This window comes from Nocardiopsis kunsanensis DSM 44524 (assembly GCF_000340965.1).
Classification (GTDB): domain Bacteria; phylum Actinomycetota; class Actinomycetes; order Streptosporangiales; family Streptosporangiaceae; genus Nocardiopsis; species Nocardiopsis kunsanensis.
In genome coordinates, this window is sequence record NZ_ANAY01000015.1 from 62208 (window position 1) to 83035 (window position 20828).

Sequence of the window (20828 nt, forward strand, 5' to 3'; positions counted from 1 at the left end):
GAGCCGGTGCCCGGACTTCGGCGCGCGGGGAAGCGGTCAGGGCCGCCCCGGTCCGTCCACCCGTACATCCTTGCGGTTATCGTGCCCCGTGACCCATTCGCCACGGTCACCGGCAGCGTCGCCGGCCGTCCCCTCAGCAGTACGCCTGACCAACCAGGAGGAAGTCGGCATGTTCCGCAAAGTACTCGTGGCAAACCGGAGTGAGATCGCCATCCGGGCGCTGCGTGCCGGGTACGAACTGGGTGCCCGCACCGTCGCTGTCTTCCCGTACGAGGACCGCAACTCGCTGCACCGTCTCAAGGCCGACGAGGCCTACCAGATCGGCGAACCCGGCCATCCTGTCCGCGCCTACCTGTCCGTGGACGAGATCATCCGCGCCGCGGTCGATTCCGGAGCCGACGCCGTCTATCCCGGTTACGGTTTCCTGTCGGAGAACCCCGACCTCGCACACGCCTGCGAAGAGGCAGGCATCACCTTCGTCGGCCCGCCCGCCGAGGTGCTGAAGCTGACCGGTGACAAGTCACGCGCGGTGGCCGCCGCCCGCGAGGCCGGCGTCCCCGTTCTCGAGTCCAGCGCTCCTTCCGACGACGCCGACGCCCTGATGGCCGAGGCGGAGGAGATCGGTTTCCCCCTTTTCGTCAAGGCCGTGGCCGGCGGCGGTGGCCGTGGCATGCGACGGGTGCAGGAGCCCGGGGAACTGCGTTCCGCGCTCGAAGCCGCCATGCGGGAGGCCGCCACAGCCTTCGGGGACCCCACCGTGTTCCTGGAACGTGCCGTGACCTCCCCGCGCCATATCGAGGTGCAGATCCTCGCCGACGGCGCGGGCAATGTCGTGCACCTCTACGAACGCGACTGCTCGCTCCAGCGCCGGCACCAGAAGGTCATCGAACTGGCCCCCGCCCCCAACCTCGATCCCGCCCTGCGCGAACGCATCTGTGAGGACGCGGTGCGTTTCGCCCGGCAGATCGGTTACCGCAACGCGGGAACGGTCGAGTTCCTGGTCGGCGCGGACGGCAGCCACGTCTTCATCGAGATGAACCCGCGTATCCAGGTCGAGCACACGGTCACCGAGGAGGTCACCGACGTCGACCTGGTGCAGTCCCAGCTGCGGATCGCCTCGGGCCAGACCCTGGGCGACCTCGGCATCGCCCAGGAAGACGTCTACGTACGCGGTGCGGCTCTGCAGTGCCGCATCACGACGGAGGACCCGGCCAACGACTTCCGCCCCGACACCGGGACCATCAGTGCCTACCGCTCCCCCGGTGGCTCGGGGATCCGGCTGGACGGCGGCACCTCGGCCACGGGCACCGAGATCATCCCGCACTTCGACTCCCTCCTGGTGAAGTTGACCTGCCGGGGCCACAACCTGGCCACGGCGCTCAACCGGGCCCGCCGAGCCGTGGCGGAGTTCCGCATCCGCAGTATCGCCACGAACATCCCCTTCCTGCAGGCAGTGCTGGAGGACCCCGACTTCGAGGCGGGGCAGATCACGACCTCCTTCATCGAGGAGCGCCCGCACCTGCTGACCGCTCGTCCCTCTGCGGACCGGGGTACCCGGCTGCTGACCTATCTGGCCGACGTGACGGTGAACAAGCCGCACGGTGAACGCCCCCAGCTGATCGATCCGGCCACGAAGCTGCCCTCGCTGCCCACGGGGACGCCGCCCGCGGGGTCGCGTCAGCGCCTGACCGAGCTCGGCCCGGACGGGTTCGCACGGTGGCTGCGTGAATCACCGAACCTGGCGGTGACCGACACCACCTTCCGGGACGCTCACCAGTCCCTGCTGGCCACCCGGGTACGTACCAAGGACCTGCTGGCGGTAGCACCAGCGGTGACGCACACCCTGCCCGAGCTGCTCTCGCTGGAGGCCTGGGGCGGCGCCACCTACGACGTGGCACTGCGTTTCCTGGCCGAGGACCCCTGGGAACGGTTGGCCGCGCTACGCGAAGCCGTGCCCAACATCTGTCTCCAGATGCTGCTGCGCGGCCGCAACACGGTGGGCTACACGCCCTATCCAACGGAAGTGACCAGCGCCTTCGTCCACGAGGCCGCGGAAACGGGCGTGGACATCTTCCGGATCTTCGACGCGCTCAACGACGTCGAGCAGATGCGTCCGGCGATCGAGGCAGTACGCGAGACCGGCACCTCGGTGGCGGAGGTCGCCCTGTGCTACACCTCCGACCTCTCCGACCCCTCGGAGAAGCTCTACACCCTGGACTACTACCTGAAGCTGGCCGAACGCATCGTGGCGGCGGGCGCCCACGTGATCGCGATCAAGGACATGGCCGGGCTGCTGCGCGCCCCGGCCGCCGAGCAGCTGGTCTCGGCGCTGCGCCGTGAGTTCGACCTGCCGGTGCACGTCCATACCCACGACACCACGGGTGGCCAGCTGGCCACCTACCTGGCTGCTGCCAACGCCGGAGCGGACGCGGTGGACGGCGCGGTGGCATCGATGGCGGGCACCACGTCCCAACCGTCGCTGTCGGCGATCGTGGCCGCTTTCGACCACTCCGAGCGCTCCACCGGCCTGGACCTGGACGCGGTCAACGAGCTGGAGCCGTACTGGGAGTCGGTGCGCCGTGTCTACGCACCTTTCGAGGCGGGGCTGTCCTCTCCCACCGGGCGGGTGTACCACCACGAGATCCCGGGCGGGCAGCTGTCCAACCTCCGCACGCAGGCGGTCGCTCTGGGGCTGGGCGAGCACTTCGAGGACGTGGAGGCCATGTACGCCGCCGCCGACCGGATGCTGGGCCGTCTGGTCAAGGTCACGCCGTCCTCCAAGGTGGTGGGTGACCTGGCGCTGCACCTGGTCGGTGCGGGAGTTTCCCCGGAGGAGTTCGAGTCCGACCCCGGCAAGTTCGACATCCCCGACTCCGTGGTGGGCTTCCTCCGCGGCGAGCTGGGCCTTCCCCCGGGCGGGTGGCCGGAACCGTTCCGTACCCGGGCGCTCGAAGGGCGGCCGGGGGAGCTGGCGACAGCGGAACTGACCGAGGAGGACCGCACCGGGTTGGCCCAGGAGCGGCGGGCCACGCTCAACCGGCTGCTCTTTCCCGGACCGACCGAGGAGTTCGAGGAACACCGGACCGCTTACGGCGACACCAGCGTGCTGTCCAGCTCCGACTTCTTCTACGGCCTGAGTGCGGGCGAGGAGTGCTCGGTGGACCTGTCCCCGGGTGTGCGGTTGCTCATCGAGCTGGAGGCGGTGAGCGAGGCCGATGAACGCGGGGTGCGCACGGTGATGGCCATGCTCAACAACCAGCTGCGCCCGATCCAGGTCAGGGACCGCGCGCTGGCTTCGAACGTGCGCGCCGCCGAAAAGGCGGACAAGTCGAACCCGGGGCACGTGGCCGCGCCCTTCGACGGAGCGATCAGCCTGGCGGTCTCCGAAGGTGAGGAGGTCGAGGCCGGGGCGACAGTGGCCACCATCGAGGCAATGAAGATGGAGGCCTCGATCACGGCGCCCGTGTCGGGGCGGGTCACGCGCTTGGTGACCGACCCGGTGCAGAAGGTGGAGGGCGGCGACCTGCTCCTCTGCCTGGAGTGATGCCCGACGTTCTCGAAGCAGCCACCGGTTGACGGCGCCGCGGCCGCCCCTCATCGGGGGCGCGTCCGCAGCGCCGCCCGCGCGGCGCGAACCCCCGGCCTCGCGCAGCAACGGAACGGTTCCGGACGCGAACGGACGGGGCGGTCGCCCTCGGCCCGGACCGGGCGAGGTGACACCCACCCGGCGCCCGGGCCGTCCTACCGCGTTTCAGGGGCCGGAGGGGCTTCGAGGCTGCGGTGCCGGCGGACCCCGTGTGCGAAGTCCGGCACCAGCGACGTACCGGTGCGCAGATCCTCACGGAACTGCCGGTAGGCGTGCGCCACAGAGTACGCGGCCGAGTCCGAGACGGGGTCGAGCGACGGGACCCCGACGTAGGGGCCCGGTACGGTCAGCGGGGCCGGTTCGGTCTCGTCCCCCCGCGCGCCCCACAGGCTGATCGGTGCGAGCTGCAGATGACCGGTCGGCGCAGTCACGACGATGTCGCCCTCGGTACCGTTGATCTCCCAACGGAAGTTCGTGCCGCGGGAGGACCCCCCGCGGTAATGGAAGGTCGCGACCGCCCCGCCCGGCAGACACCCGGAAGCCACCACCTGGTCGGGCGAGGACATCGGGACCCTCTCACCGGTCTCACGGTCCACAGTCGAGGTCCGGCGCTGTGCCTGCTCGACCCGTAGTTCTTCCGGCTCACCGAGAACAGAGGCCACCCCGTCGAAGGTGTGGCCGAAGGGGATGGTCAGCAGGGTGGCCCCGTTGGCGGGGTCGAGCAGGTACCGGTTGCGCGGATCGGTGTAGGCGCCCCACGCCTGTCCCGTACCGACGACCGTGGTCGACAGGACCCGGCCCACGTATCCGTCCGCCACCAGGTCGCGGATGTAGGCCAGGGCCGGGTTGGACCGGGCCTGGAGGCCGACGGCGTTGGGCAGTCCCCGGCTGCTCGCCAGGTCCGCGAGCTCCTCGGCCTCCGCGAGCCCGTTGCCCAACGGCCACTCGCACAGTACGCCCTTGCCCGCATCCAACGCCGCCTTCACGAGCTCACGGTGGTGGGGGACCTTCACTGCGACGACGACCAGGTCCACCTCGTCCGCGGCAGCCAGTTCGGCCGCGCTCCCGAAGGCACGGGGCACCCTGTGCATCTCGGCGGAACGCATCGCGGACTCGTGGGAGCCGGCGCTCACCGCCCGCAACTCGTAGCCGTCCACGGCCCGCAGAGCGGGTAGGTGTGCAGTCCGTGCCCAGCTCCCGGCAGCCGCGCCCAGGCCGACGATCCCGACCCCGATGGGTGTGCCGGGTTCGGCCGAGTGACTCGGTGTCGTGTCTGAGGTGTCCATGGCGCGCACCGTATCGGGCCTTCGTCCAGGTCCGAGCTTCGGATCAAGGAGCCATTCCTGCGTATCGGTCCGAGACAGGGACCTCTTTCGACATTGACCTGAACAGACCTCGGCGCGTGGTCTCACCTCAGCAGGCGTTCTCCTCTTCGGCCTCGGCGGTGACACCGTCCAGGTCCTCGGTGACGGACAGGTCGGTTTCCGCGGCCGAACTCTCCTCGAAGCCGTCCCAGTCGGTTCCGGCGACCAGTTCGAGGGTCCCCTCCAAGCCCTGGGCCTCCTCGATCCGGGCGTTCTCGGTGAAGTCCGCCAGCAGCGTGGCCGCGGACCCGCCCCCGGGGCCGTAGAAGATCGTGGTGGCCTCGGGGGCACGTGTCTCGGGGTTTCCCGTGCCGCTGACCTCGTAGCCTTCTCGGAGCAGGACGGTCTCGATCTCCGACGCGAGTCCGTCGATATCCGTGTTGTTGACGACCTCGACGGAGACGTCGGAGGTCTCGGGCGACTCGGCCTCGCGCTCCTCCTGTGTGTCTTCGTCCTGCTCGCCGGTCAGGTCCGCACCCGCATTGATCGCGGCGAACAGCTCCGAGGCCTCGGGCCGGCTCATGACAAGGCGGTCGGCGTTCTCGGGGTGGGCCTCGGTGGGGACCGTGACGAACTGAACCTGGTCCAGGTCGATCCCTCGCATCGAGATGGCGAGGTCGGTCATCGTGTCGACGGTCAAGCCGTCGTCGGTGGTGATGGAGTCGGTCACCGCACCGAGGAAGTTGGTGATGGTTACGGGTCTGGCCATGATGTCGCTGTTGAGGACCTCGCGCAGCATCGCGCCCATGAACTCCTGCTGGCGGTCGATGCGCGACAGGTCACTGCCGTCGCTCTGGGCGTAGCGTGAGCGCACGAACCCCAGGGAATCCTCACCGTTCAGAACCTGGAGTCCGGCGTCCAGTTCCAGCTGGGCTTTCGGGTCCTCGACAGGCTCGGGGATACACATCTCCACCCCGCCGATGGCGTCCACCATGTCCTTGAATCCGACGAAGTCCATCATGACGAAATGGTCCAGGTGCACACCGGTGGCTTCCTCGACCACCTTCCACTGGCATCCCACTCCGCCGAAGGTCATGGCGGAGCTGATCATGCCCTGCTGGGGGGCCATGCCCTCGTACCCCTCGACCGGGTCGCACCCGGGCAGGTCGACGACGAGATCGCGGGGCAGGTTCACCAGGGTGGCGGCTCCGCTGTCCACGTCGATACTGGCGATGAGTATCGTGTCAGCGCGCTCGCCCTCCGCGTCTCCGTAGTCCGCGTTCTCGCCCGTGCGTACGTCGGAGCCGAGCACAAGAAGGTTCATGAGGCCCTCGACATTCACGGGGCGGTCATCCCACTCGTCGGTATCGACCTCGGCTGTCGTGACGTTGCCGATCAGACCCTGGTACCAGCCGTAGCCGGCCAGACTCACGATGATGGCCAGCACAGTGGCGACACAGGCTGTCCATTGCGCAGTGGACAGCCGGGACGCGCCACGGACAGAGCGTTCTTCGAACATGAGGTAGCAGAGCCTTCGGTGAAGCGGACACAGGGAATAGGAAAAACCATTGCCGGTCAAAATAAACGACTGAACACGGCCCCGCTTCGAGCCGCGATTAATTCACGGAAGTACCCCCTGAAGTAAATACCGCAGGAGCCTACACGGTAACTCCGAGCCGAATCGGTCGATATCCTCCTGCACCGAGAGGATCCGCCCATCATGTCAGCGATGGCTGAATACTGACTGAAGCGGCCCTGAAGGCCGTCTTCAGGTGAGCTTCAGAAAACACCAGGAAAACCGCACGAGGTGCCCCACCCGGCCTGATGCCGTCGCACCTCACTCGGGTGCCGGATACCGTCAGTCGCCTGAGCGAATGTCCACGACCTCACCGGAGAAGTCGAGGAGCACGTCGTAGAATCGCCCGTCGGGGCTTCGCACACCGACCTCCCAGCCGTCCTCGTCGGTCCACTCGATGCTGGTGGCACGGGAGCTCTCCCCGACAGCCTCTTCCGCTGCGGCGCCGACCTCTTCCCGGCCGGCTTCGGACCGGGCCCCAGGGTCCTCCCACGGAGCCGGGCCCCCATCGGCGTCTCGAAAGGGCAGCCCGTTGATGGTGAACACACCGAACTCGTCACGCTCCCCGTCCTCGTCGGAGCCGTGGCGCACACCGAGCGTAACGTCGGACCCGTTCAGAGCGTGCAGCTCGTCCAGGACCGGATCAGCGGTCCCATCACCATCGAAGTCCTCCAGGACCGGGTCGGTGAGCAGCCACGCACGAGGGCCGAAGTCGACCTCGACACCCGCGCCGTACCAATCGTCGAGATCATCGCCGGAACGCAGTTCGCCGGCCAACTGTTCCAGGCCGTCGACCGGTATGGAATCCCCCTCTCCGCTGGGTTCGGGAAGTGAGGAGGAGCCGGTGAACCCATCGAGGCGAATCGTGTCGACCGCCCGTTCCGGGTCCTCGGAGAAGTGGTATCCGCCGATGCCCAGGACCGCCGACACCGCCATCATGCAGGTGACGAGTACGGTCGTCCGTCGTCGCATCATCGTTCCTTATACGGTGGAGCCGGACAGGTCCCCATTATTCACGGGCCTGATGATGGGACCCTGAAAACATCCTGAAAATCGCATTCAGGTTTCTTTTATCGTGAACCCAGCATTCCTCTGCGTGCTGGGCCGGACCGAGTGAGCAGGAGGATGCAACGCGGTGACGATTCTGTTGGTCGAGGACGAGGCGGGTATCGTCTCCTTCGTGCAGCGAGGGCTGGAAAGCGCCGGATACCAAGTGGTGACCGCCTCCGACGGTATCGACGGGTTGGTCATGGCCCAGTCCTCCGATGTCGAACTGGTCATCCTGGACCTGGGGTTGCCGGGCCTGCCCGGCGAGGAGGTTCTGCGCAGACTGCGCCGGCGCCGCCCTTCGGTCCCGGTGATCGTACTGACCGCGAAGGACGCGGTGAGCGACCGGGTCGCGAACCTCGACGCCGGCGCGGACGACTACACCGTCAAGCCGTTCAGCCTGAACGAACTCCTGGCCAGAGTCCGGGCCCGGTTGCGTACCAGCGACCAGGAACGCGGCGATACCTTGGCTGCTGGAGGCCTGACGCTGGACTTCGGAGCACATGTCGCTCGCGTGGACGGTGCCACCATCACCCTGTCGGCTCGGGAGTTCGCCCTGTTGGCGGTCTTCATCCGCCATCCCGGCCAGGTGTTCTCCCAGCCCCAGCTGCTGGATCTGGTGTGGGGATACGATTTCGAGGGTGCCTCCAATGTCGTCGAGGTCTACGTCAGCCAGCTACGACGCAAGCTCGGCGCGAATCGTATCCAGACCGTGCGCGGTGCCGGGTACCGCTTGAGCGGCGACTCGGGATGAAACTCGCCGGCCGCCTGGTCCTACGGTCACTGCTGGTCATGGCACTGGTGATCGGTGGAATCGCTGCCCTGACCTACGAGCTGGTGCAGGTCTCGGGCCGCAATGACGTCGACGATCTGTTGCAGCAAGAAACCGAGTTCCTGAGCGATGCCCTGGGAGACCGGATGCCCGCCGTCGCGGGGTTGGACGGCGTGGTGTCGGGACCCGAGGCCGAGGACGCCGCGCGCCAGGCACTGACGATCCGCCCCAGTGGGGGCCGACATGTGTCGTCGGTGCATGTCAATGGGTCCCGGTTGCAGAGCACGGGCGGCCCTCCCGGAACCGCGGCTCTCATGCGCGGTGACGACGCACCTGCGCCGGAGCCCGGAGCCGTGCGCACCGTGGACACAGACATCGGCCCGGTCCGCGTGCTGGACACCGCCGTCACCGACGGGACCGGGCGGCGGGTCGCCGTCCTCAGCCTCGCCTCGCCCTTGGACACGGTCCATGACAAGGCCGCCACCGTTCTGCTGTTCACCGCTGGGACCGGGGCCCTCGGTCTCGGCGTGGGCGGAACGACGTTGTGGTTGGTGGTGCGCCGCACTCTGGCACCGGTGCGAACGGTCTCCGCGGCCGCGAAGGAGATCCGCCCGACCGACCTGGCCACACGCGTACCCGTCCCGGACACACACGACGAGATCGCCGAGTTGGCCACCGAGATCAACCAGATGCTCACCCGCATCGAACGGGCCGACACCACTCGACGCAGCTATCTGGCGGCCATATCCCATGAAGTGCGTACGCCACTGGCAGTCGCCAAGGGGCACCTGGAGTTGCTGGGCGGCCCCGAGGCAGAGATCGTGCACGCCGAACTCGACCGGTTGCGACAAGTGCTGGAAGACCTCATGGCGGTAGCACGCGGAAGCGACGAGATCGATGCTGACCGTGGGCCGGTTTTCTTGCCTGACCTGATCGAAGCCGTACGTGCCCGGGTCCGCTCCCTTCCCTTCGCGCGGTCCGTTGTTTTCCGGGAAGCCGTCCCCCAGGTCGTACTGGGAGACCAGGACAGGTTGGAACAGTGCTTGATGAACCTGGTCTCCAACGCCATCGACCACAACCCACCGGACGTGCTCGTCACCGTGGCCACCCAGGTGGAAGAGGACACCGCAGTCCTGACGGTCACGGACAACGGGAGCGGAATCGATCCCGACGTGCTCCCGCACGTGTTCGAGCCGTTCGTGACGACGCGCTCCAACGAGTCAGGGGGGTTGGCCGGGTTGGGGCTGGCGATCGTGCGGTCCCGGGTGAGGGCGCAGGGGGGACAGGTCGAGATCGAGAGCAGCTCCGAGGGGAGTTCGGTTCATATCCGCCTTCCTCTCGCTACAGCGTGAGGACGGAGTCTGCGGCGGTTGTTCACCGGCCGTCTCGAGGACGGCACCGGCACGGAGGCGACGAAGGTCGTCGACGTGGCGTGGCTCCCGGTCGCGGCACCGACCGTCCACACGTGGTCCGACGGCACGAGTGGCTGTTCAGGCGGTCTCCGTGGGTTCCGAGGGGCTCTTCGCCGGGGTCCGGGCCTTCCAGCACCGGATCACCCGAACGTTCCCGTCGGCCACCGCCCCGGCAGTTTCGGCTCCGGCACGCCGGGCCCGGAGGAGCGGGCGGCCCCGTCCTCCGGGTGAACGATGCGGGCGCCCGGAGGGCAGGAGCGCGCGGTACTCCTCTTCCGGAGAGCCCGAGGCGCGCCCCGCCCGGTCGTGCCGGTCACCGGGCCGGTTCCTCCTCCTGGCCCACGAGGTCGTTGAGTGTTCTCAACACGTTCCGGTCCGTGAGCAGACCCGGGTCCGCCTCACTCGGCATCCGGACGTGGAAGGTGGTGCTCTCCCCCGGCATCAGGTCGACCAGCATCCGGTCGACCACGGCTTCCGGGTGCACACGGTCGGCCAGCACGGTCAGGTCGCGTACCAGGTTCACGGCGGTGACGTGCACGTGTACGCCGTCCTCGACCGCGGAGACCGACACGTCCAGGTCGGCCTCCGTGAGCGCGGAGTTCCGGGGTTCGGTGAAGTACCAGGTGGCGGACGTGTCGTCGAGGTGGGCGGCCACCGTCTCTCGTGAGGGGTCGCGGGGCGAGGCCACGCTCTCGGGCAGGTCGATGGTGCAGGTCTCCCTGGCGGCCACCCGGACCGGAACCTCGGCCGTCTCCAGCACGGTGCCGTCGAAGTCGAGACGGCGCAGGACCAATGCCCCCGACCAGGTGCGGTCGTCGTCGTTGACCACGACCGCGGCCAGGCCCGTCTCGCTGCCGGCGCGCGGCTGGATCGTCAGGAGGCGGTCGGCGAACGCGTGCCGCATCGCGTAGAAGAGCGGTTTGCGCCGGCCGTCGCCGTCCACGGCCGCCCACGAGGTGACGGGCCAGCAGTCGTTGAGCTGCCAGACGACCGCGCCCATGCAGCGGGGTGTCCAGGAGCGCAGGTGTTCCAGGGCGACGCGGATCGCCGTCGCCTGGTTCCAGGACATCGCCCAGTGCCAGTCGTCCATGTTCTCCGGCAGCGGCACGTGGGGCAGCAGGCCGTCGGTCAGCTTGTCGTTGCCCTGCAGGGCCTTCTGGTGCACCTGCATGCCGGGGGACTCCGGCGTGAGCGGGTCGTCAGCGATCGCCCGGGTGAGTGTGGACCACGTGGGCGGACCCTGCCAGCCGAACTCGGCCATGAAGCGCGGGACGGTGTCGCGGTAGTGCGGCCAGTCCTGTCTGTTCCACAGTTCCCAGGAGTGCATGGACCCGTGGTCGGGGTGGTTGGCGTCCCGGTCCATGTCGATGGGCGTCTCCCCGGACCAGGGGCTGGAGGGGGTGTATTCCCGCCCGGGGTCGAGTTCGGCCACGATGTCGGGCAGCAGACGCTCGTAGTAGTCCAGCCCCCAGGACTTGCCGTCGAGGCGCTCGAGGAAACCCCACTCACGCATGCCCCAGATGTTCTCGTTGCTGCCGTTCCACAGCGCCAGGGCCGGGTGTTTCATGAGGCGGGACACGTTGTCGCGGGCCTCGGCCTCGATCTCGCCGCGCAGGGGTTCGTCCTCACTGTAAGCGGCGCAGGAGAAGGCGAAGTCCTGCCACACCAGGATGCCGCGTTCGTCGCACAGGTCGTAGAAGTCGTCGGCCTCGTAGAGCCCTCCGCCCCACACGCGCAGGAGGTTCATGTTGGCGGCCTCCGCCTGGCCGATGCGTTCCGCGTAGCGCTGCCGGGTGATCCGCTGGGGGAAGGCGTCGTCGGGGATCCAGTTCGCGCCCCGGATCCACACGGGGCTGCCGTTCACGACGAAGGTGAACGACGTGCCGTGCTCGTCCGGGGCCACGTCGAGGCGGACGGTGCGGAAGCCGATGCGTGCGCTCCAGCGGTCGTGTTCCCGGCCGTCGGACGTGGTGAGCCTGGCCTCGAGGTCGTAGAGCGGCTGGTCCCCGTGGCTGTGCGGCCACCACAACCTGACGTCCGTCGCCTCCAGGGTGAGCGCAGTGGAGGTCTCCCCCGCTGCGACGGAGGCCGTTCCCTCGACCCGTGTGCCGTGGCCGGTGAGCACGGCCTCCACACGCACATCGGCGGAGCTCGCGTGTTCCAGGTCGATGTCGACCGTGACACGGCCGGTCGGGGCAGCAGCCCCGCCGTGCCCGGGCTCCCCGTCGACCTCGACCACCGGCCGGGCCCGGGCGATGCGCGCGGTGGACCACGATTCGAGGTGCAGCGGACGCCAGATGCCGGAGCTGGCGGTGTCGATGCCCCAGTCCCAGCCGAAGCTGCAGGCCATTTTCCGTATCGCGTTGAAGGGATGGTGGTTGACCTGCGGGCGGTAGCCCAGCTCCAGGCTCTGCGCGTCGGCGTGGCGTACCGGCGAGGAGAACCGGACACGGAGTTCGTTCTCTCCCGGGAGGAGCTTCTCGCCCACGTCGAAGCGGTAGGTGCGGTGCATGTTCGCCGTGGCGCCCACGAGCTCGTCGTTGAGGCGGACCTCGGCGACGGTGTCCAAGCCGTGGAAGAGGAGGTCGTGCCTGTCGTGGCCGCCGGGCTCCCACTCGAAGGTGGTGCGGTACTCCCAGTCGCACCGGCCGATCCACTGCAGCAGCGCTTCGTTGTCGTCCAGGAAGGGATCGGGGATCAGCTCTGCGGCCATCAGGTCGGTGTGGACGCAGCCGGGCACCGTGGCCGGCACCTGACGGATGGTCATGCCTTCCGGTACCGGCCCGCTGACGGCCGACAGGGTCCATCCCTCGTGCAGTTCGCGGCGGTGGAGGGGGGTCTTGGGGGGTTGCTGGCTCACTTGACTGCTCCTGACGTGAGTCCGTTGTGGATGTGGCGCCGCAGGACGAGGAAGTGTCCCCGCAGGCACTGTCTGCGCACAGTGTTCCGGTGGCCGGCACCACGCTGTTCCGGCCAAGGACCAGTGAAGCGCTCGAATCGGGTGAAGTACAGACGTCGGGGGCAACGGACCCGACACGGCGGTCGCACCGACGGCGCGAGGGGTGAGCGCACCGGGCGGGCGTGCTCCCGGAAACCGCTCACCGCCCACCGGGCAGGCTGCACGCGCCCCACAAGCCCGGGTTCGCGCCCCGGTGCCGGGGACGGCCGCTGTGGCGGGCAGGGGCATGCCAGGCCGGAGGGTGTTGGGGTCGGTCCCCTGCCGGTGTGCGCATCCTCATGTCCAACACAGCACACGAGAAGGCATCCACCCTGGTGAAAGCCGGGACGGGTTGCCAGTATGGGCAGGAGGGAGGGTGTGTCGCGAGCACCGGCCGGCCCGGTTCCGCGGCTGATCCCCGATCGCGACCCGGAAGGGAGCACCGACCCATGCCGAACGTACTGGTGCTGGGCGCCGGCGGGCAGATCGCCCGCTGGGCCGTCCCCATGTTGGCGCAGGCCGACGTCGAACTCACGCTCCTGGCCCGGAACTCGGGTGACCTGGTGGATGTACCTTCAGGGGCCCGGGTCGTGGAAGGTGACGTCCTCGACCGGGAGCGGCTCGACGAGGCAGTCCGCGGCCAGGACCTCGTCTACGCGAACCTGTCCGGCGATCTGGGCGAACAGGCCGAGAACATCGTCGCCGCGATGACCGCCGCGGGGGTGCAACGGCTCGTGTTCGTCACCGCTCTGGGTATCTACGACGAGGTTCCCGGGGCGTTCGGCGAATGGAACCGGAGCATGATCGGCCCGGCCCTGGGCCCGTACCGCCAGGCGGCCGACACGATCGAGGATTCGGGGTTGGATTACACGATCCTGCGCCCCGCCTGGCTCACGGACGTCGACGAGATCTCCTACGAGGTCACCCGGAAGGACGAACCCTTCGGTGGGACCGAGGTCTCGCGCAAGAGCGTGGCCTCACTGGTCGTCGAGCTCATCGCGCACCCGGAGCTGTGGCCGCGCTCGAACCTGGGTGTGCACAAGCCCGGGACGGACGGGGACAAGCCGTCCTTCCTCTGACGCAGCGCTCAGTCCTGGTCGGAACCGACGCCGTGCCAGTCCATGCAGAGGACCGTGGCGTCATCAGCGGGCTCTCCCCGAGAGGCCAGGATCACCTCTTCGGTCAGGATCCGCACCACCTCTCGCGGGTGCATGTGTGCGGTCTCCTGAAGCAGGAACCGCAGGTCGACGGCTTCGGCCCGGCGCTCCTGCATCCCGTCGGTGAACAGGAGCAGCCTGTCGTGGGGGCGCAGGGCGATCTTCTGGACACGGTGAGGCTCGGACGAGTCGATACCGAACGGAAGATCGACCTCCAGGTGCACTTCTTCCACAGCGCCGTCACGCAGTCTCAGCGGCCAGGGATGGCCCGCGTTGACGAATTCCGCGCTCTCCTCCTTCAGACCGATGCTCATGAGCTGTCCGGTGGCCATGTTCGAGTCACCGTGGTCGACGAGGGCCCGATGGGCTTGGCGTGCCTGCTCCTCGAGGCCGTGGCCGACCCGCCGGGCACCTCGCAGGGCGCCCACGAGGAGGTTGGCCATGAGGGCGGACTTGACGTCGTGCCCCATGATGTCGGTGATCGACACGTAGAGGATGTCGCGGTCGAGTGCGTAGTCGTAGGTGTCACCCGCGATGTCCTCGGTCGGTATCAGAGCGCCCGCGAGGGTGAACTGGGCCGCTTCACAGCAGGAGGCCGACGGCAGCAGCTGGTGCTGGATCTCGGCGGCCAGGCTCATGGGGATCGTGCGCTGCCCCCAGTGGTAGAGGTCGGTGAAACGCCGGTCGGTCACGACGATGTACGCCAGAGCGTGGAGCGTCTCACGGACCCCCTCCACCATGTACTGCTCGAACCGGGGCAGGGTGAGCTCGAGCACGCCGATGGTGTCGCCCCGATTGGTGACCGGTGCGACCAACCGCTGTCCGTCCTCCCCGACCGGCTCGAAGTGGATCTGCTGGCTGTTCAGTACCTCTTCGTAGACGCTCCCCCGTAGGGGGGTCCGGTCGGGTCTGCTCCCGGCATCGACCTCCCCGACGCTGGTCAGCCGCACCATTTCCCGTCCGACGAGGTCGAGGAAGAGGAAGGACACGTCCACTGCCCCGAAACGCTCCGTCAGGTTCCTTGCGACCACCCGGACCGAATCCGTCGGAGCGGCCTTCTCGGCCGCCGTGAAGATGCCGCTCAGCCCGGACTCGTCTCGTGCCATATCGGTCCCCCTGGTCCGCGTCGTTCGTCAACGGTCAGCTCGGGCCGTGTCGAGCGCACCCGAACACCCTTCGACGACCCCGCCACTGCCCCGCCCCCACCTGGGCCGACACGTGCTCTCTCTACCCACAGGTAAGGAGGGGTACCCGTTCCGCGGGACCGGCGTCGGGGTGAACGCCGATCCGGGGTTCGTCCTGTCCCTGGGAGCAGGGGTGCTCCGTCCGCCGTCGTTGACGGTGTGGATCTGCGTCGCGGCGCTGCTCAACCTGGCGACGATCGTGGTCCGGGCCCGGCACCTGTGGCGGGCACGTTCCGGCCGAGCCCCGCGGGCCCGGCCTCCTTGCCCCGGGGCAAGGAGGCGCTGGACGGTTCACCCCGGAGGTAGTCACCGGGCCGGTTCGGTCTCACGCAGCAGAACACAATCTGCGCACTTGCCGCCACCCGGCAACCGGTAGTACAGGCAACAGCTGTTACGAGTGAACCGGGCCTCCCGGTAGTTGCCGGAGCGGGCGCTGCGGACCGAACGGGGCGCCCCGAACTCCCCCGAACCGGACAACGTGGGTGTGGAGAGGAGCGCCTCTGCGAGCGCGTGTGCGGCAGGGCCGTGTTCGGGCCGGAGTTCCTCGATACGGCGGGCCGCTCCCGCGACCGAGGAGGCGGTGTTGCCGCGCAGGACCTTCGGGGAGAGCTTCACCTCATCGCGGAAGGCCGTGGCGGCCGGTTCCAACAGACCCTGCAGGATCAGCTTCTCGAGGGTCTCGGCTGCGGCTCCGGGCCCGTGGTCGTGCGGGCGCGGCGCGAGCACCGCACGGTCCTCGGCCAGCAGCAACGGCAGGGGGCCGGTCGTCACCGTGCGCCAGCGCAGGGCAGCAGGGTCGGGGACGAGCCCGTGCACCACAGCGGTCGCCATGACGGGTGAGACCAGGCGTGCGGCGAGTCCTTGGTAGAGCACCGAGGCCGCCACGCGTGGTTCGACCTGCTCGGGGGTGATGTCCACACGGTCGGCGAACACGCGGCGGGTGTTCGCGATGCGGGCACCCAGAATGCCCGGGCCCCACACCTCGGGCAGGGAGCGCCAGGGCCCCTCCCCCGCCGTGTCCGGCGCCTCGGGGTCCGTGGTCACGGCGAAGAAACCACCGAGCAGGGCGATGTCGGTGACGGCGGTCCGGGCGGTGTGGACTGCGGTCGAGGGATCACGGGGGACGCGGGAACTCGGCATGGGGCCTGCCTCTCATCGTGGGGGTTGCTCGTACAGGTCTCTGGTGCGGGTGGTCGGCGGGGCGGGTCGGTCAGGCCCCCTCCTTCCCGGAGGCCAGGCGGGTCGCCCACCGGGTGAGGGCTCCCAAGGATCCGTGGCTGCGCTGGAGCCCCCGGTATTCGGTCCGGTAACCGTCGTCGGTGACCCGCACGAGCAAGGGGGCGTTCGGTCCGACATCGGTCTCCTCGCCCGTGTCCCCCCGGACTCGCCACCCGGCGCGAACCAGTGCGCGCCGAAGGAGGGGTTCGTGGTCGGGACGGGGATCGACCCGGGCGACCCCGGCCGCACCGCTGGGTGCGTCGGCGGGATCACGGAGCCGGAAGACCCCTTCGGCCGGTGCGAACTCCAGGTCCGCACCGTCGAAGACCCGGCCGACCGCCCCGTCGAGGGTGAGTTCCTCGGGGGTTCCCTCGTGCAGGGAGCCGCCGTCCAACAGCCACACCGCGTCGGCGGTGCGCAACGCCATCTCCAGGTCGTGTACGCACATGACCACTGCCAGGTCATGTTCACGGGCCAGCCGCCGCAACAGCCCGGTGAGCGCGACCTTGCCTGGCACGTCCAGGAACGCGGTCGGTTCGTCCAGCAACAGCACCGCCGGTTCCTGAGCGAGGGCTCGCGCGGTGAGGACCCGTTGCCGTTCACCGTCGGAGAGTTCGGCGACCCGGCGCCCGGCCAGATCACCGGCACCGACGGCGTCCAGGGCCCAATCCACCACGGCGTGGTCGCGCGGTCCCAAGCGTCCGGCCAACCCGGTGTGGGGATGCCGGCCCAACGCCACGAGGTCGCGGGCGCTCAGCAGCGGGGGCACGTCGCGTTCGGTGAGCACGGTGGCCAGGACACGAGCGCGTTGCACCGGGTCGAGCCCGGCCACGGGGGCGCCGTCGACCCGGCACTCCCCCGCCAGCGGCCGCGCCGACCCGCTCAGGGCACGCAGCAGTGTCGACTTCCCGGCGCCGTTCGGGCCCAGCAGCGCTGTCAGCTCTCCACGGCGCGCTCGTGCGTGCACATTCGAGAGCACAGTCGTCCACCTGCGGCGAGAACGGGGGTACCCCACGGAGAGACCGTCGATGACCAGTCCGGTCCCGGACGTGTGCTGTGGTGTGGATGCGGTCACGGGTTCACCCCTTTCGCGGCGCGGCCGTTGAGCAGTACCCCGATGACGATGGGTGCGCCGACCAGCGCGGTCACGGCGTTCAACGGGAGCACGCCGCTGGTTCCGGGCAGGACGGCGACGGTCCCGCAGGCCACGGCGACACATCCGCCCATGAGCAGCACCCCGGGGACCAGGGCCCGGTGGTCGGCGGTCCTCAGGGCGATGCGGGCGAGGTGGGGCACGGCCAGCCCGAGGAAGGCGACCGGGCCGCAGAACGCGGTGACGGTGCCGGCGAGCAACGCTCCCACCGCGATCACCGTCCACCGCACGGCCGAGGTGCGCACCCCCATGGTGCGTGCGTAGGCCTCGCCGAGCAGCAACGCGTTCAACGGTTTGACGAGGAAGGCCGAACCGAGCAGGGCCACCGCCAGGACCGGGGCGAACCAGGCCAGGTCCCTCCAGCCCGTCGCGGAGAAACTTCCCAGGCCCCAGAGCACGAAGCGTTGCACGTCCTCGGCGCGTGCGTAACTGATCAGGATGCTGACAACGGACGAGACGACCGATCCCACCATGACACCGATGACGAGCAGGGTCACGACCGAGGAGGCCCACCGGGCCAGGAGCAGGATCAGAGCCATGACCCCGCCGGCCCCGAAGGCCGCGGCCAGCACCATGCCGGGACGTCCCAGTCCGACCAGCCCGGCGGTGAAGGTCCCACCGGTGGTACCCGCGGCCAGGACCACCAAGGCCACACCCAGGCTCGCACCAGAGCTGACGCCCAGGACATAGGGCTCGGCCAGAGGATTGCGCAACAGGGTCTGCATCTGCAATCCGGCCAGTCCCAGGGCGGCGCCCGCGAGCAGGCCGGTGAGCGCCCTGGGTAGGCGCACCTCCCAGACGATGGCCGCCGTCCGGGGATCGGGATCGCCGGCCCCGAGCAGGGCTGCCGCCACTTCTCCGGGCGGGATCGGTGTCGAGCCCAGACTGAGCGCGCAGGTCAGAACGGTGACCACGCCCGCGCTGAGCAGAGGCAGCACGACGCGGGCGCGGCGATCGGGGACCACTTCGTTCACTCTTGGTCCAGCTGCCGGTAGTAGCGGGTCTCGTGGTCGGGGAGCAGGTCGGGGTGGACCACGTGCACGAGGTCGGCGAGCACCAGATCGGGACGGAGTACCCCTTCGTCCCAGTACTGGTTCCCTCCGGTGGGTCCGATGGCCTTGTTGTTGGTCCACACCTGGCCGGTGGCGAAGGCGGCGAACTCGGTGTGCCGTTCGTCCCCGGCCTCGGCGTCGGCGAGGGTGTCCCAGTCGGCGGAGGCGACCCAGACATCGGCCTCACGTGCTTCGGCGAGCACTTCCTCCAGGTCGAGTTCGACGCTCTCGGTTCCCTCGGTCCCGTCCCAGGGATGGGTTGCTCCGGCGTCGGCCAGCAGGCGTCCCACGTAGGATCCGCCCGCGGGTACGAACCAGGATCCGTCACCGAGCTGGCCGGGCAGAACCTGGACCGGGTCGGCGTCCGCCGTGAGCTCGGCGACCTCGTCGTAGTCGGACTCGATCTCGGCGAACAACTCCGCGGCCCGCTGTTCCTGGCCGGTGAGTACGCCGGCGAACAACAGCCATTCGGCGCGGCCGAGCGGGGTTGCCTCCAACCACTCGGCGTTGGCCACCACGGGGACCCCGGCCTCGCGCAGGCTCTCGTAGCCGGGGTCCTCGGTGCCTCCGGTCATGAGCAGGTCGGGGTCCTCGGCGATGACCAGTTCCTGGTCGATCGTGCCGCCACCCGCGTACTCGACGGTCTCATCGGCCTCGATCTGGTCGGAGATCTCCTCGGTGGACACGAACGAGGCGTCGGAGACACCGGTGAGGGCTCCGGCCCGGTCGAGTTCGGTGAACAGCGGCAAGTGGGTGGTGGATCCGGAGAAGACGCTCTCGACCGGGACCTCGATGGTCGGTACCCCGTCGAGGCCGTCCCCGGCGAGTCCGGTCCCTTCCAGGTCGCCGGCCTCGGGTTCGGGGGTGCCGCACCGGTGCAGGAGGTAGCTCTCGGGGTCGGCCCCGGGAGCAGGCTGCTCGACGGTGACCACCACGTAGTGGTCGCCGTACTCGAAGGAGATGTTCTCGGCGTGGCCCGGTTCGACCTTGTCTGGGAAGTGGTCGGTACCGGGTTCGAAGTCCTCCACGCAGCCTCCGGCGGCGGTGCCGTCGGTCTTCTCATCCGCGAGAGGCGCACCGCATGCCGTGAGCAGGGCGACCAGTGGCAGCGCGGTCGCTGACCTGGTGAGGGGGGACAAGTGCACGGGAGCCGTCCTTCCGTGATCGGCACCGCTCGGCCTCGGGGGCAGTAGCGGTGACACGGGACGGTTCCGCCGTACGGAGGTGAGGACCACCCGCCTGCGAGGGGGCATCGCAGGCGGGAAGAAGGCAAGGCACGGGCGCGGCCGGCAGGCACGCGCACGGGGATACCTCATGCGTCTCGTTCCTCTCGCGGGGAGATCCGCCCCGGATGGTGAGGACGACGGCGGTGAGTATCCTGGCTCACGGGTCACAGCCTCGTGGTCCCGGCCTTCCCATCCCCTGAGGGACAGTGGCCGTGCGGGACCGGCTAACCGATTCACAGTGGCGGGACCGCGCCGGATTCGCACCGGCTTCCTCGTTCCGCCGTCGTTGGTCGCCCACATGATGGCACAAAGGGCCCGGCGCCCCAGAGGCCAGGGCCCTGGGGGTCCCGGCGGAACGGAACCACGAGGACAGGAACTCCCATCGGTACCGGCTGAGGGCCCCGCAGGTCCGACCGGGCAGTCCGGGAACCCCTGCGGGCAACTGAGGCCCCGGCCCTGCCCCCGGAGAGCCACCCGCGCAGCCCCTGCCCGAGGCCTCATGGGTCCCGCCCCGGCAGGCGAAGGGAACAGGCCGGCGAGTCCGACGGCCGGCGCGGGTCGATCCTGGTACGAGGGCACGACCGTGGCACTGCACCACGGTCGTGCCCAGGCACCGCGACCGCACCGGAGGCTTCCGATGGGCACACTCGTCTACTCGGTCCTGGTCTCGCTCGACGGATACGTCGAGACGAAGGAAGGTTCACTCGACTGGTCGTTCCCCGACGACCGGCTCCACAGTTTCATCAACGACCAGAGCCACGCCGTACGGGCTTCCCTGTACGGCCGGCGGCTGTACGAGCTGATGGCCGAGCGCTGGCCGGCCGTGCAGGGCCCCGACACCCCGCAGGTCGAGGCCGACTTCGCGCGTGTCTGGCGGGACACGCCCAAGTACGTGTTCTCCACGACCCTGGAACGGGCCGAGTGGGCCGAACGGGTGATCAGCGAGGACACCGTCGGGGAGGTCGCTCGCCTCAAGGACACGACCGACGGCGAGATGGACGTGGGCGGCCCCACCCTGGCCGCCCACCTCCGTACGGCACGGCCTGGTCGACGAGTACCGGATGTTCGTCTTCCCCGTGGTGCTCGGCGGCGGCACTCCGTTCTTTCCCGGGCTCGAGCGCCCGATCGGCCTGCACCCGGCCGAGACCCGCACGTTCGGCTCCGGGGTGGTGTACCTGAGCTACCGGATCTGAGCGGCGGGCC

General features: G+C 69.2%; 14 protein-coding genes, 1 pseudogene and 1 riboswitch. Of the genes and pseudogenes, 6 read left to right on the plus strand and 9 right to left on the minus strand.

What is annotated here, in order from left to right; genetic code table 11:
* Nucleotides 1-169: 169 nt before the first annotated feature.
* On the plus strand, nt 170-3544 hold the full coding sequence (locus tag D456_RS0112000) for a pyruvate carboxylase (RefSeq protein ID WP_017576424.1): 3375 nt from the start codon (nt 170-172) through the stop codon (nt 3542-3544).
* Nucleotides 3545-3741: 197 nt separating this feature from the next.
* On the opposite strand, the gene D456_RS0112005 is transcribed toward D456_RS0112000, so the two are convergent.
* The 3 genes from D456_RS0112005 to D456_RS0112015 form a co-directional block, all read right to left on the minus strand.
* A complete protein-coding gene (locus D456_RS0112005) occupies nt 3742-4872 on the minus strand; it encodes a Gfo/Idh/MocA family protein (protein ID WP_026115791.1) in 1131 nt (376 codons plus the stop codon).
* Nucleotides 4873-4999: 127 nt separating this feature from the next.
* On the minus strand, nt 5000-6409 hold the full coding sequence (locus D456_RS0112010; RefSeq protein ID WP_026115792.1) for an LCP family protein: 1410 nt from the start codon (nt 6407-6409) through the stop codon (nt 5000-5002).
* 339 nt (nt 6410-6748) lie between these two features.
* Nucleotides 6749-7441: a PepSY domain-containing protein gene (locus D456_RS0112015; RefSeq protein WP_017576427.1), complete on the minus strand. Its 693-nt coding sequence runs from the start codon at nt 7439-7441 to the stop codon at nt 6749-6751.
* A 160-nt stretch (nt 7442-7601) separates the two neighbouring features.
* Between D456_RS0112015 and D456_RS0112020 the strand changes: the two genes are divergently transcribed.
* Together D456_RS0112020 and D456_RS0112025 are read left to right on the plus strand one after the other, a co-directional pair.
* A complete protein-coding gene (locus tag D456_RS0112020; RefSeq protein WP_017576428.1) occupies nt 7602-8267 on the plus strand; it encodes a response regulator transcription factor in 666 nt (221 codons plus the stop codon).
* Nucleotides 8264-9637, plus strand: coding sequence for a sensor histidine kinase (locus D456_RS0112025; protein WP_017576429.1), 1374 nt, complete (start codon nt 8264-8266; stop codon nt 9635-9637). Before D456_RS0112020 ends, D456_RS0112025 begins: the two co-directional genes overlap by 4 nt.
* A 373-nt stretch (nt 9638-10010) precedes the next feature.
* Here D456_RS0112025 and D456_RS0112030 read toward each other — a convergent pair whose 3' ends face one another.
* Nucleotides 10011-12557: a glycoside hydrolase family 2 protein gene (locus tag D456_RS0112030; protein ID WP_017576430.1), complete on the minus strand. Its 2547-nt coding sequence runs from the start codon at nt 12555-12557 to the stop codon at nt 10011-10013.
* A 527-nt stretch (nt 12558-13084) separates the two neighbouring features.
* On the opposite strand from D456_RS0112030, the gene D456_RS0112035 reads away from it, so the two are divergent.
* The gene (locus tag D456_RS0112035; protein ID WP_017576431.1) at nt 13085-13714 is read left to right on the plus strand and encodes an SDR family oxidoreductase; all 630 of its coding nucleotides are present in this window, start codon (nt 13085-13087) and stop codon (nt 13712-13714) included.
* Between the two features lie 8 nt (nt 13715-13722).
* Here the strand turns inward: D456_RS0112035 and D456_RS0112040 are convergent, their stop codons facing one another.
* The 5 genes from D456_RS0112040 to D456_RS0112065 all read right to left on the minus strand — a co-directional run bounded on the left by D456_RS0112040 (nt 13723) and on the right by D456_RS0112065 (nt 19544).
* Entirely contained in the window at nt 13723-14898 is a 1176-nt protein-coding gene (locus D456_RS0112040; RefSeq protein ID WP_017576432.1) for a PP2C family protein-serine/threonine phosphatase, read from the minus strand.
* Between the two features lie 384 nt (nt 14899-15282).
* Nucleotides 15283-16116, minus strand: coding sequence for a (2Fe-2S)-binding protein (locus D456_RS24025; RefSeq protein ID WP_017576433.1), 834 nt, complete (start codon nt 16114-16116; stop codon nt 15283-15285).
* A 70-nt stretch (nt 16117-16186) separates the two neighbouring features.
* On the minus strand, nt 16187-17269 hold the full coding sequence (locus tag D456_RS24030; RefSeq protein WP_449289278.1) for an ABC transporter ATP-binding protein: 1083 nt from the start codon (nt 17267-17269) through the stop codon (nt 16187-16189).
* A complete protein-coding gene (locus D456_RS27485; protein ID WP_239643821.1) occupies nt 17266-18312 on the minus strand; it encodes a FecCD family ABC transporter permease in 1047 nt (348 codons plus the stop codon). Before D456_RS27485 ends, D456_RS24030 begins: the two co-directional genes overlap by 4 nt.
* A gap of 5 nt (nt 18313-18317) precedes the next feature.
* On the minus strand, nt 18318-19544 hold the full coding sequence (locus D456_RS0112065; protein ID WP_017576436.1) for an ABC transporter substrate-binding protein: 1227 nt from the start codon (nt 19542-19544) through the stop codon (nt 18318-18320).
* A gap of 206 nt (nt 19545-19750) precedes the next feature.
* A riboswitch (cobalamin riboswitch) is annotated at nt 19751-19938 on the minus strand.
* A 324-nt stretch (nt 19939-20262) separates the two neighbouring features.
* Here D456_RS0112065 and D456_RS28030 point away from each other — a divergent pair.
* Nucleotides 20263-20559 (plus strand): annotated as a pseudogene (locus D456_RS28030) (dihydrofolate reductase family protein); the annotation flags it as partial.
* Nucleotides 20560-20668: 109 nt separating this feature from the next.
* Nucleotides 20669-20818, plus strand: a complete 150-nt coding sequence (locus D456_RS27770; RefSeq protein WP_272980474.1) for a dihydrofolate reductase family protein — start codon at nt 20669-20671, stop codon at nt 20816-20818.
* The last annotated feature ends 10 nt before the right edge of the window (nt 20819-20828 follow it).

Coding starts and splice junctions, on each gene's coding strand:
- D456_RS0112000 (WP_017576424.1), top strand. CDS start 170: ATGTTCCGCAAAGTACTCGTGGCAAACCGGAGTGAGATCGCCATCCGG.
- D456_RS0112005 (WP_026115791.1), bottom strand. CDS start 4,872: ATGGACACCTCAGACACGACACCGAGTCACTCGGCCGAACCCGGCACA.
- D456_RS0112010 (WP_026115792.1), bottom strand. CDS start 6,409: ATGTTCGAAGAACGCTCTGTCCGTGGCGCGTCCCGGCTGTCCACTGCG.
- D456_RS0112015 (WP_017576427.1), bottom strand. CDS start 7,441: ATGATGCGACGACGGACGACCGTACTCGTCACCTGCATGATGGCGGTG.
- D456_RS0112025 (WP_017576429.1), top strand. CDS start 8,264: ATGAAACTCGCCGGCCGCCTGGTCCTACGGTCACTGCTGGTCATGGCA.
- D456_RS0112035 (WP_017576431.1), top strand. CDS start 13,085: ATGCCGAACGTACTGGTGCTGGGCGCCGGCGGGCAGATCGCCCGCTGG.
- D456_RS0112040 (WP_017576432.1), bottom strand. CDS start 14,898: ATGGCACGAGACGAGTCCGGGCTGAGCGGCATCTTCACGGCGGCCGAG.
- D456_RS24025 (WP_017576433.1), bottom strand. CDS start 16,116: ATGCCGAGTTCCCGCGTCCCCCGTGATCCCTCGACCGCAGTCCACACC.